Below are 12,548 nucleotides of genomic sequence, written 5' to 3'. Positions count from 1 at the left end.
TAGGCGAGTGAGAAAATTATATTGCCCTTGGATCTCGGCGAGCTATTAAAAAGGGGTGATTCAATGGCTTTTGTCCCCTGATTCCATTCTTTTTGTCACTATTTTTCGTCTTTGACCTTTAGCATCTTGACCTTAGGGATTCAACTTTGGATCGCTTAGAACCCTCTGAAGGGCCACGAGACTAAAGGGCCAAAAGAGTTCTTGTTAGGATTTGATGGAATGCGCGAAGCCAGTAGTCAAGATAACGGCGAGTTTGTGATCGATGGTCTTTGGGGCGCCCTTGGATTTTTAGCATTGGCCATCTTCTTGGCGAACCTGTTAGTTCTCATCTATATAGTTGCAACTCATGAAAAGACATCTTTAGCTGGCCTTTCGGTTGGGGATTTGATAACTAGCTCTATTGGAACCTGGAGTGGCTTTTTAGGTGGTGCCTATTTCGTTGCCAAGAGGCGTGGAACCGGATCGCTTAGAAGGGATTACGGTCTTAAATTCAATTTGAAGATCGACCTTCCTATTGGGATCTTGTCCGGGGTTTTATTGCAATTAGTTGTCATACCTTTGCTATACCTGCCGTTAGAGTCAGTGATTCCAAATTTGCAAAATCAGCTCTCCGGGCCGGCCAATCAAATCACTTCATCAGCTCATGGCCTCTCGATAGACACGATTGTTGTTGGACTGATAATTGTTGTCGGTGCTCCGTTTGCTGAGGAAATCTTTTTCCGCGGGCTACTTTTGGGTAGCATCGGCTATAAAACAAGGAAGATGACGGTTTTTGTTGGCAACTTGATTACGGTTGTCTCTTCTGCGATTATTTTCGCACTCGCACACGTGGAGCCTCTGCAAACCTTGGGATTGTTCGCCGTGGGAATAGTGCTAGCGGTCTACAGAATCAAGTTAAAGCGCTTAGGCGCGGGAATAGTGACCCATGCCTCTTTCAATTTGGTCACCTTCATCGCCTTGGTTCACCGTTGAATCCCGTTGGGGCTGCCTAACATGGCGATCTAGAGAAAATCTATGCGCTATTCTCAGATTGATTTCCACCTTATGATAGCCAACTTGATCGTCTCTATCTTTTAGCTTGTTTGAAAATTCATTCAAATTTGCAATAGGGCGTAGGCGGACTTCTTTGTCTTTTGAATTTTTTAGTTAATCGTTGAATTTTTTCTAAAGGTCTGATCACAAGGTGACGATTAATTTTGAAAGCTTTCAGGATCTGATCGCCCTACCGCCATAATGTTACCATTGGAGGCTCCTGTGCTCTGTGAAAACTGCCGTTTAGGCACAACCGTCGAAATCTCTCTCAACATCGGTGGCCATAATGTCACGCTGCGTTCTTGTTCGCATTGTGAAAAGAGAATCTGGAATGCTGATGGCGATAGTGTCGAGGTCTCTGAGGTCCTTACTTTGGCAACGGCACTTCGTCGATAGTTCCGTAATCGATTGACCTTCGGATGACTTCCAATCCCTAAATGATGACAAGTCAAGGGATTCCCATTCGATAGTCGATCTTAATTAATGACTAAATAGCGACTTTTATCCTTTGGGCTAACTATGAATCGAGATCAAGAATGCGTTTTTGGTTAGGCAGAACTTCTGTTGATAATCTTGTGCCTAAGTCCACCATAGAGCTGCAGTGTTTAGTTTCCGACAAAGTTTTGGGGCGCAGGCATTGGCTTTACTTTAAAGCTCTGGTTATTGAGATGTCCTTTTATCGGTGGGCACTTTTGATAATCTGGTCGAATAGGGGTCAGACAAATGTCGCTAGATCAACGCCTTCGACTTCTAGGGTCGATCTTCATCTTCAGATCCAGCCGCAAGTCTTTAGTGTTGGGGTTAGAAATCCCTGAATAGGGCGTGACTTTGACGTCCTTGTCTCAATATTTGTGGCAAGCCGAACTAAGTTAACTTGAAGGATGTTTTTGGCGGACGCGATTCGCTTTATGTTGGGGCATCCTGAGAGTGAAGGGACATAGGGAGATTCGGCATGTTCGTTGAGACCGATTTGAACGCCGATGGTACTGACGGAACCGACGTTTCACCCCAGAACAGTGCTGAGCCGCCTTCGGAGGGAAGAAGTTCTTCATTCGAACGAATATTGACTTATTTCATAGTTGCTAGTACAGTCGTCTTTTTGATTTGGCAGTATCATCCAAGCCTTTTGTTCTCCAATACCACAACTACCGGTGGCGATACGGGAGCTCATTTTTCAGTTCCGTATTTTTACATCCATCACATTCTCAACCATTTTCGCCTTACCGGTTGGAGCTCTTCGTGGTATGCAGGATATCCACTTTATGTCTTTTATTTCCCCTTGCCAGGGATAATTACAGCCATTTTGAGTTTTATACTCCCCTACGGCGTTGCATTCAAATTGACTACAGCAATTGGCCCTCTCACCCTTCCGATTGCAATCTATTATTTTGCTCGCTCTATGAAGGTTGGCTATCTGCTGTCGGGGCTGACATCAATAATGGCTGTCGCCTACCTATTTGATCGATCATTCACAATCGATGGCGGAAATATCGCATCAACATTAGCTGGTGAGTATTCGTTTGCTATCTCTTTATCTCTGTGTTTTTTCGCCGTTGCCGTCTTGCTTGTTGATCCCGGTTCCACGAAGCGGAGAGTGGCTAGCGGAATCTTGCTTTCAGCGACCTTGCTGGCTCATATCATTCCAGCCGCTTTTGCTGTCGCAATCTTGATTTTTTTGGCAGTAATTAGGAGAAAGCGAAATTTAGTCTTAGGGGCAACCATTTCAATCTTGATAATGATCGGATTGTCGGCCATCTGGGAAATACCGCTCATCGTGAACTATTCTTTTTCAACGTCAATGGGTTGGTCACGTATTACCACTTATGCCGTGAGCCTTTTCCCTTCAGAGTTGCGCGTCTACATTGCTCTGGCTGTAATTGGATTTGTCGCTTCTCTTTTTCTAAAGATTGAAATAGGTGGCCTCTTTGGGACTGTTGCGGTCACCTCTGCTATTGCTTTCGTCTTTTTCCCGCTAAAGGCCGTTTACAACGGACGTGTCCTTCCGTTTTATGTCCTAGCGATATATATCTTGGCGGCTATTGGCGTCTATGTCATTGTCGAGTTGTTAGCGGCATTATTTGGATGGCGCAAAACCATCTTTCTCCAGCTTCTTCCGGGAGTTCGTTCTTCGATTGGAAGTTCGATAGGGTTGCAGATCCCCACGGCTGCTCGCTATGGGGCCCCCACTGGATCCCAGGATAGCTCCGGCGGTATTTTGTCGGACTATATAGCTCCGGCTCAGAGCATGGCAAGGGCGACTGCTAAAGCTCAAGTAGCCTCAATTCGAAGAGCGCTGTATGTACTTTCGTCGGTATCAATTTTGGCTGTGGTTTTACTCCAACTTGTGGGAAGTCCCCCCTGGTTTCCGATCAAAGTGACCCCTAGCTTTGTTCCGAGCTGGATCAAATGGAACTACACGGGATACGAAGCAAAGGTTGGTTTTAGCGAATATAGAGCATTGATGCTCGAGATGAAGAGCGTCGGTGCTAAGTATGGTTGCGGGCGCGCTATGTGGGAATATAATTCGAACCAAAACGATTTCGGTACTCCAATGGCTCTAATGCTCTTGCCTTATTGGACGAATAATTGTATTGATTCGATGGAGGGCCTATTTTTTGAATCTTCGGCAACGACTCCCTATCACTTTCTAAATCAGTCTGAACTTTCCGCTGCACCTTCGGAGGCGATGGCAGGTCTACCATATTCTGGTATAAATGTTGGCCTTGGAGTGCAGCACCTCCAGTTGCTAGGCGTGCGATACTATATGGCGTTTTCGCCGGCCCTGAAGATAGCGGCCAATGAAAATCCGAATTTGAAACTAATCGCCACACTCCCTGCGATAAGCCCTACCTCTACGACGCCTGTTCTCACTGAGACCTGGAACATCTATGAGGTGAGTCACTCCCAGATTGTCACTCCGCTCACGCAGGCTCCAGTGGTTATGACAGGAGTCACAAATGCGCAGAGTTCTTGGCTACCCCCAGCTTTATTGTATTACCAAAATCCAAGTGAATATTCTGTTGTGAGACTTGCCAGCGGCCCAGCTGGTCTTTTGCGAGTACCTGCCAACAAGACCGTCACCAAGACTTCGCCGCTACCGTCAGTTGTGGTTTCCAACTTAAAAGTGACCAACTCCACGGTTTCCTTTAATGTAAGTAGGCCTGGTGTGCCTGTAATTATCAAGGAATCTTATTTTCCTAATTTTAAGGTTTCCGGGGGACTAGGGCCATATAGGGCTGCTCCCAATGAAATGGTCGTCTATCCAACTTCATCTCATGTCACAGTCTCTTACCAAAACAGTGCCGCTGATAATCTCGGAACGATTATATCTTTGATTACCCTAGTGCTGGCTCTTATTGCTGTTGAGCGTAAAAGGATCCTTGCAATCTTTCGCTCATAGTTCGGCTGTTTACCTCCTTTAATTTAATGTTGATATAAAGTTCATCTCAAAGTCTTGAATTTTACTATTACGAATAATGGCACCCCCGTTACGAATTTGCATGCTGGTTATCGCTCATAAACGGAGATTATCAACTAGATTCATACTTTCGTGTGTCCACAAATTCATAATGTGGAATGGATCGCAAGTCTTTTTGACTGCGTTTTTTTAGCTAGCGAGGTTTTCTGGTGGATTCGCTTGACAAGATTTTTAAAGCGTACGATGTTCGCGGGTTGGCTCCTGAAGAGTTGACTCCTGAGGTGGCAGAGGCCATCGGTTACGCATTTGGTCAATTTGCTGCATCTGAGCGAATCGTAGTGGGACGAGATATGCGTCCAAGTGGTATTGCTCTAAGCGAGTCATTTATTAGCGGTGCTAATCGAGCTGGCGTTGGTGTGGATGAGATTGGTCTTTGCTCTACGGATATGCTTTATTTTGCTTCTGGTCGACTGAATGAGCCCGGAGTTACCTTTACGGCATCGCATAATCCAGCAGCCTACAACGGGATAAAGATGTGTTTAGCTGGGGCTAAGCCAGTTGGGGAAGCTACAGGCCTTGGCGAAATAAAAGAGAATGCTCGAAGATATTTGAATGGAGAGTTCAAAGAGGTCGCCGACTCAGGTGTCAACGCCTCGATCAATAACAAAGTTGATCTTTTGGAGGAATTTAGCAATCACATTCGTTCGTTCGTTGACGTTAGCAAGCTAGCTCCTCTGCGCATCGTGGCTGATACCGCAAATGGTATGGGTGGCTATGTCGTGCCTTCGGTATTTGGTTCACTACCATTCGACTTGACGATTCTCTACGGTGAATTAGACGGTAACTTTCCAAATCATCCGGCAGACCCAATACAGCCCGAGAACATCGCTGACTTGAAGAATGCGGTTGTCTCTTTGAACGCAGATGTTGGCCTGGCTTTTGATGGTGATGCGGATCGTGTCTTTTTGGTCGATAATAATGCCGCCCCGTTATCTGGCTCACTGACCACTGCCTTGGTTGCAAAGGCGATGCTCGAGAGGTCGCCGGGTTCGACCGTCTTGTACAATCTGATCTGTTCAAAGGCTGTACCGGAAGTGATTATTGAATCAGGTGGAGTCCCGGTTATGACTCGAGTAGGCCACTCCTTTATTAAAGATGTAATGGCTGAGACGGGAGCTGTCTTTGGTGGCGAACACTCTGGCCACTATTATTTTCGGGATAACTATCGAGCTGATTCTGGAATGATTGCGGCTTTGATTATCTTGGAGCAGATCTCTAAATCTCAGACGCCGCTATCTGAGCTTCGAAAGCCATTTGAGCGATATTGTGACTCTGGTGAGGTAAATACGCGGGTAAGCGATGCCCACGCGGTTATTGCTTTTATCAAAAATGCCTATGATAAGCGTGCTCGCGCCACAGAGATAGACGGCTTGACTCTTGATTTTGGTGATTGGTGGTTTAATGTGCGACCATCTAATACTGAGCCGCTATTGCGGTTGAATCTTGAGGCGCGAACTCAAGAAGAGGTTGCTTCAAAGTTAGCGGAAGTCTTGGCGGTAATTTCCAAGGCTGATTCAGTTAGGAGTTGAGATGAGTATCTCACAGACGTTGGTATCTCTGGTTGTTTGCCCGGTCGACAAAGGTGAGCTTTGGTATATCGAGAGTGAAAATATTCTCTACAACCCAAGGTCGCAACGCAAATTTAGGATAGAAACCGATATCCCGATTTTGCTGGTCGATGAATCTGAGATAGTTGATGATAAAGAAGCCGCTCGCCTTGGATCACTTGATCATGTAGTCACCGGTAAAGGCTGAAATCTCCCATTGGGACTTTATATGCGAGTCTTGGAGCCCATTCCCAGGGCGATTGATCGAATTTTTTCAGTTCAATCTCCTTGGGCTTTTTGTTTATCCAATTTTGAGATAAATTTGTCTCGCGTCGAATTAGTTTTTGACGCAGCAGCTTTAGAGTGTGTCTTAATTTAAGAGAATTTATGAAAGTGAGCGCTGATCGATGAGCACAGAATGGCCTTATAAGGTTGCCGACTCATTGTCGATGTGGGACGTGACCTCATCACTGCCCGAACAAGTTAGCGCTGCGGCTGCAAGAGTGGCCGAAATTTCGAACCTTCCCGACAAGTCCAAAGTCGAGAATATTGTAGTCTTTGGAATGGGCGGAAGCGGAATCGCAGGCGATGTACTAGTCGCGGCTGCTGGGCCCGTTCTTCCAGTGCCAGCTTCCGTCGTGAAGTCTTATACCACCCCAGCATACATTTCTCCTAGCACTTTGGTCTTTGCAATGTCTTTTTCCGGAGAGACGGAGGAGACTCAAGAAGCAGTGGGTATGGCTGTTGAGATGGGCGCACAAGTCGTAGTTGTTTCGACCGGCGGGGAGCTGGCAGATCTGGCAATGGATACCAACTCCACCTATATCTCTGTTCCTGATTCGATACCTCAACCACGAGCTGCTCTTGGTGCTCTGTCGATTCCACCATTGGCGGTTTTAGATGCGATTGGTCTCTTCCCCGGCGGAAGTTATTGGATCGATCAGACAATCTCCCAACTCTCTCGTCGAAGAGATCAATTGATAGGTAGGAAGTCTCTGGCTGAAGAGATTGCGGAGAGACTCACCTCTAAGCTGACTCTCTTGCACTCTTCTGGATCGGTTGGGTCGGCTGCATCAACACGCTGGCGCGCGCAGATCAATGAAAATGCCAAGGCAATGGCTTTCAGTTCGTTATACCCAGAAAATTGCCACAATGAGTTAGCCGGGTGGGAATCCCTTAGGCCTATGACGAAATCAGATTTGGTAGTCGTTCGGTTGCGCCACGATAACGAGCATCCGCAGGTTTCGAGGCGCTATGAAATCACCAGCGAATTTATCGATCCCAACGTATCTGATTCGTTTGAAGTAAACGCCCAAGGTGAGGGTGAATTGGCTCAATTTTTTGACTTGGCCATTATAGGAGATTTTGTCTCGCTTCACCTAGCGGGTGCCTACGGAGTCGATCCAGGCCCCATAGCAGTGCTCAACGAGCTAAAAGAAAGGCTCAAGGACCCCAGACTCTAGTATAAGGGGTCGATCTTTGTATCTTTATAAGGTTCTTGTCTTTGAGATTTTGATATAGCATTGTCGTTCTAAATAGATGTTTTTGTAGAAAGTGAATCCAGTGAATTTTGATATATCCGACATTAAGCTTGCCGATGCAGGAAAGCAGCGGATCAATTGGGCCGACTCGGAGATGCCTGTTTTGGCATCCATCAGAGAGCGTTTTGCCAAAGAGCAACCGTTTTCTGGCCAAACGGTTGCAGCATGTATGCACATTACAACCGAGACGGCAAATCTTCTTCGAGCTCTAAAAGCGGGTGGTGCAAAGGTCGTAGCATGTGCATCGAATCCACTTTCCACCCAGGATGACGTGGCAGCAAGCCTGGTAAAGCATGATGAGATCTCTATTTTTGCGATCCGCGGCGAAAGTCAAGAAGTCTATGTCTCTCATATCGATTCTGTCTTGGATGAGGTGCCTACAATCACAATGGACGATGGTTGCGATCTTGTGACTCGTCTGCATACCGTTCGAAAAACGAATATTTCACAGGTTATCGGTGGAACGGAAGAGACGACAACGGGTGTGATTCGCCTTCGAGCTATGGAAGTTGATGGAGCACTTGAATTTCCGATAGTTGCCGTGAATGATGCGGATACAAAGCACATGTTTGACAATCGATACGGTACAGGCCAGTCCACACTGGATGGTGTTATTAGGGCGACAAACGTTTTGTTAGCAGGCCAGGTCGTTGTCGTTGCAGGTTATGGTTATTGCGGTAAGGGTGTGGCATCCAGAGCACGAGGCATGGGCGCTCAAGTTGTGGTAACTGAGATCGATCCTATTAAGGCGCTAGAGGCCGTAATGGATGGCTTTAGGGTAGAGCCGATGGCTATCGCAGCAAAAGAGGGGGATATCTTTATAACAGTTACAGGCAACAGAGACGTTATAGTTGAGGATCATTTTAGGGTAATGAAAGATGGGGCCATCTTGGCCAATTCTGGCCACTTTGATATTGAGATCGACCTAAAGGCGCTAGAGCGTTTGGCTAGTGGCGAGAGACGTCGCATGGTTAGGCCGATGGTTGAGGAGTTTTTGATCGATGGGGACTCTGGTCCGATAAAGATTCGGGTTCTCGCTGAAGGACGCCTCGTCAACTTGGGAGCAGCAGAGGGCCATCCTGCTGCAGTGATGGATATGAGCTTTGCTAATCAAGCCCTAGCTGCTGAGTGGGTTGTGAAAAACTCACAGACGCTTAAGTCTAAGGTTTACGATGTTCCTCGTGAGATCGACGATGAAGTCGCAAAGCTAAAGCTGGCTTCGATGGGAATTAGCATCGATATCCTGACCGATATTCAGCAGGAATACCTCACTTCGTGGAATCATGCATAATATCATCTAATAGAGTTGTGGCCGGCTAGGTCTGTGGTTGAAAGTCGATGCCAGTCGTAGGCGAAACGATCCACGTAAGCCAACTATTGGTTGGTGATCATGGTGCGGCTTAGGAGTAAGTCCCAGCTTCGTTTGATCCACAGGGGATCTTCGTTAGTCAAAGTTGGTGATCATTCTTTTAATTGATCACCTAGGGCAAGTGTGGGGTCAAAGACCAGGTCAGCTAGTCGGTTACACTCTGAAAGGGTTTGGCTTTTTATATGTTTCCTGATTTGTCATAACTCGAATTTGTGCAGTGACTTGCCAGTGAAATTTGCAACTATTGCAGCTAAAAGAGTAGAGCTCGTTTACGCGTTCGACCCTTTTATAAAAGAGCTCTACTTGGCCATAGGATTTTTTGAAATATTTTGAAATCGGTCACCAACTAGGTAAAGGTAGTTGGGCGAGACTGATGAACATGGTTTATCTTCGACTACTACGGTTGAAGATCTACAGCGATTGAGACCGTGGTATATTACACAGCAACTTGTTTGTCGCGATGTGAAAGGCCCAGCCATTTGGGGTCTTGTAATTTGGTCCAGGTTCCTCGGCTATTTTCCTTGGGTATATTCTATATGTCGTCGAAGATTTCCTAGATTCTCTTGCTAATCAGATTGCTAAACGATAAAGATGAGCGAGATTGATTTAATTGTCAAAGACTAAGAGAAGAAGTGCGCAGGGTTATTCTTTTTATTGATCTCTGGAAAGATGGGTTGAACTAATGTGTCGACTTCTTGGATTTGTATGCGAGAGTCCTACACCGATAGGCAAACTTGCTGGGGTAGGGTTCGAGGATTTTGAGAAGCTGTCTTTTCTGCAACATGGCGATGGCTGGGGGATAGCCCAGTTTTTTAATAACGAATTGGCCTTTGAGAAGTCGCCGAATTCAGCATATGGCGATGATGAATTTTTTTCAATGACGCGCTATTCGAAAGCAGATATTGGAATCGTGCATTTGAGATGGGCGACGCTAGATCTAGAGATTTCGCCTTCAAACAGCCATCCATTCATCGATGGCGAGGTGGCATTTTGTCATAATGGATCAATTTTTGAATCTGAGAAGATAAAAGATTGGATCGATAGTGATCAGATGAATTTGATCGAAGGAACTACAGACAGCGAACTCATTTTTCGATTGATTATGACCTATGCCAAGGCGTTCCCACTAGAACAGGCAATCAGTCGTGCTGCCGAAGGAATCTCTCAATCTTTGTCGTATTCCAGTTTGAATTCGATGTTAGTCACACCAGATTTTCTTTACGTACTCTCGTATTACGATACAAGCCAAATTATGAATGATCTCCCAGACGATTACTATCAGCTTTCCTACCAGGTTTTGCAAGATGCGCTAGTGGTGGCTTCGAGTGGTTGGGTTAGAGAGAACGCCAAGGCGATTGACAATCGTAAATTGATGATTGTCGAGCGTAGCACCATGGCCTTTAGATCTATTCCTCTCTAGGAATTTGCTTCACACGACGCGGTTTATTGGCTAGGTTATTGTTAATATTGAGCCTGTTTTGTGAAAGAGTAATGGGTGTATTTTATTTGATTGACCTTTGTAGCATGATCGATCCGTGATCTTTTTCTTTTGAACTCGCCAGATAGCTCTTTGATGCTATGCAAGGTGATAACTGCGGAGTTACCCATGACTTAGCGGGTTGGTGGTGCACCCTTTTGTTGTGGGCACGCCTTTAAATCTTCTCTAGCTTTGAGGTATGGATCCGTAATTTTTTCTACTCGCGCTAACAAAGATAAGTCGTGTAGTTAAGATTTTGAAGTTTTGTTAGCCATTGAGATGTAGGTGTTTAGAGCTGCTTTCTTATTCTTGTAGAGACTGTGCCATGAGCTATGACATTTCAACCTATGCCTGGCGTTGTGAGTGTGGCGGATTATTCGATCTGAGAAAGAGCGATGTTGGCCGAGGAATTTTTAGGGATGCAAACGATTGGTCTTTGTGGCGATATGATTTTTTGTCTCCCTATACGTCCAGCGCCTCGCTTGGCGCTGCAATAACTCTCGGTGAAGGCATGACGCCGATTATCAAGGAATCCGTAGGATCGGTTTTGAAGCTTGATTATTTGATGCCAACCTTGTCCTTTAAGGATCGGGGTTCTACGGTGCTTGTGAGCCATGCTAAGGCCATCAATGTTCATCGTGCGGCCGCAGATAGCAGTGGTAATGCCGGAGTCTCACTTGCCGCTTATTGTGCAGTGGCAGGTATCGAGTTGGACATATTCCTTCCAGAGGGAACCACAAAGCGTAAAATAAAGCAATTGGATGCTTTTGGGGCGAAGGTTCATGTAATTCAGGGTGATCGCTCGGCGGCATCAGAAGCCGCTATCGACCACGTGGAGAGCCATAAGATCTTTTATGCAAGCCACATCTACAATCCACTTATTTTCAATGGAACCAAGACCTATCTCTATGAATTGTTCGAACAGCTTGGGGGAAGACTCTGCGAGAATATCTTTATCCCCCTAGGCAATGGCACCTTGCTACTTGGGGTTTCGTTAGGACTTCGTGAGCTAAGGTCCCTAGGTTTGATCGATAGCTCCCCTAGAATCATTGCAGTACAGGCATCAGAGTGTTCGCCAATTGCCAAAAAGTGGAGGGAAGAAAGCTTGACACAGTCGTCATCTTATCTTTGCGGGGAGAGCGCTGGCTCAAGCATTGCCAGTGGAATAGCGATTCATACTTATCAAGTTTCGTAAGCAAGAGCCATTTTGGAATCAGATTCGCGGAGTAGCGGATGTGGAGACGCAAACACACATGTATTGAGAAGTCGCTCTACCAAGGACATTTCAAAGTGCCTTCGGTTGAATCGGTATGCGAATTCCTCGAGGTAAAGTTGCTTATGTTCCTCACGTCCGTGGTATGTTCCGTCGATAAATTTCTTGCAGTTCCCTATCAGGATGTTGAGCCATTTGAATGTTACATGTGCTTGTTCGTCTTTGGATAGAGTGAACCAGTGCGCTAGTCCAAGGTCTTTCAGCACATACCCCGTAACTTGGGTTACCATCACTTATCAGCTTGGTATTAGAATCTAAACGTCTCACAAAAACATCTTTGGGTGATTTAGCAGTGGTATCTTTGATTACTTCCATGAAGCAATGAGTAGGAGCACCATTGCTAATCGACACTCCAATTAGGACATTGGTTTGTTTTGTTCCCTTTCCTCTTCTGCCTTCGCCATGGCTCTCACCACCTAAAAAGAACTCATCTACCTGGACGTTTCCTCCAAGTTTATATAAACCATTTCGGTCAGCCATTGCTTTTCGTAGCTTATTTAGCATCAACCAGCCAGTCGAATAAGATACTTGAACGAATTTAGCAATGGTAGTAGCCGAAAGACCACGCTTGTCGTTGGACAATAGATAGATAGCGGAGAACCACTTGGATAAAGAGATATGGCTTCGATGGAAGATGGTTCCGGAGGTAACGCTAGTTTGACGGTGACAAGATTTACATTGAAAAAGTGGAGCTCGAGATGCTGCATTTCTTCGATGGTTTGGCCTGATTAAGGTAAACTGGTCAGAGTCACACTTTGGGCATCTAAATCCCTCATAGCATAAGCTATTTGATCAAATGATCTTCACATGCTTCCTCTGAAGCGAAGCGTA

8 protein-coding genes and 1 pseudogene are annotated in these 12,548 nt (G+C 45.8%); 8 read left to right on the top strand and 1 reads right to left on the bottom strand.

The genetic code is table 11. The annotated features are described in order from the left end of the window. The first annotated feature begins 219 nt into the window (after positions 1-219). The 8 genes from AXFE_RS06205 to AXFE_RS06170 all read left to right on the top strand — a co-directional run bounded on the left by AXFE_RS06205 (position 220) and on the right by AXFE_RS06170 (position 11,639). A complete protein-coding gene (locus AXFE_RS06205; protein WP_152625904.1) occupies positions 220-972 on the top strand; it encodes a CPBP family intramembrane glutamic endopeptidase in 753 nt (250 codons plus the stop codon). Between the two features lie 1,012 nt (positions 973-1,984). After that, on the top strand, positions 1,985-4,432 hold the full coding sequence (locus tag AXFE_RS06200) for a glycosyltransferase family protein (protein WP_052605030.1): 2,448 nt from the start codon (positions 1,985-1,987) through the stop codon (positions 4,430-4,432). Positions 4,433-4,659: 227 nt separating this feature from the next. Beyond that, the gene (manB, locus tag AXFE_RS06195; RefSeq protein WP_052605029.1) at positions 4,660-6,039 is read left to right on the top strand and encodes a phosphohexomutase domain-containing protein; all 1,380 of its coding nucleotides are present in this window, start codon (positions 4,660-4,662) and stop codon (positions 6,037-6,039) included. A gap of 1 nt (position 6,040) precedes the next feature. Then, entirely contained in the window at positions 6,041-6,265 is a 225-nt protein-coding gene (locus AXFE_RS06190) for a Trm112 family protein (RefSeq protein ID WP_052605028.1), read from the top strand. 199 nt (positions 6,266-6,464) lie between these two features. Further along, on the top strand, positions 6,465-7,520 hold the full coding sequence (locus AXFE_RS06185) for an SIS domain-containing protein (RefSeq protein ID WP_052605027.1): 1,056 nt from the start codon (positions 6,465-6,467) through the stop codon (positions 7,518-7,520). A gap of 100 nt (positions 7,521-7,620) precedes the next feature. Next, positions 7,621-8,889, top strand: a complete 1,269-nt coding sequence (gene ahcY, locus AXFE_RS06180) for an adenosylhomocysteinase (protein WP_052605026.1) — start codon at positions 7,621-7,623, stop codon at positions 8,887-8,889. Positions 8,890-9,649: 760 nt separating this feature from the next. Beyond that, on the top strand, positions 9,650-10,387 hold the full coding sequence (locus AXFE_RS06175) for a class II glutamine amidotransferase (protein WP_052605025.1): 738 nt from the start codon (positions 9,650-9,652) through the stop codon (positions 10,385-10,387). 382 nt (positions 10,388-10,769) lie between these two features. Further along, positions 10,770-11,639, top strand: a complete 870-nt coding sequence (locus AXFE_RS06170; protein WP_052605024.1) for a pyridoxal-phosphate dependent enzyme — start codon at positions 10,770-10,772, stop codon at positions 11,637-11,639. Here the strand turns inward: AXFE_RS06170 and AXFE_RS19095 are convergent. Next, positions 11,627-12,548, bottom strand: a pseudogene (locus AXFE_RS19095) (IS1595 family transposase); the annotation flags it as partial. The gene AXFE_RS06170 and the pseudogene AXFE_RS19095 sit on opposite strands and share 13 nt — an antisense overlap.

Source organism: Acidithrix ferrooxidans, assembly GCF_000949295.1.
In the GTDB taxonomy this organism is placed as follows: Bacteria; Actinomycetota; Acidimicrobiia; order Acidimicrobiales; family Acidimicrobiaceae; genus Acidithrix; species Acidithrix ferrooxidans.
The sequence above is the reverse complement of the archived record's forward strand: the minus strand, read 5'-3'. Positions and strand labels throughout refer to the sequence as shown.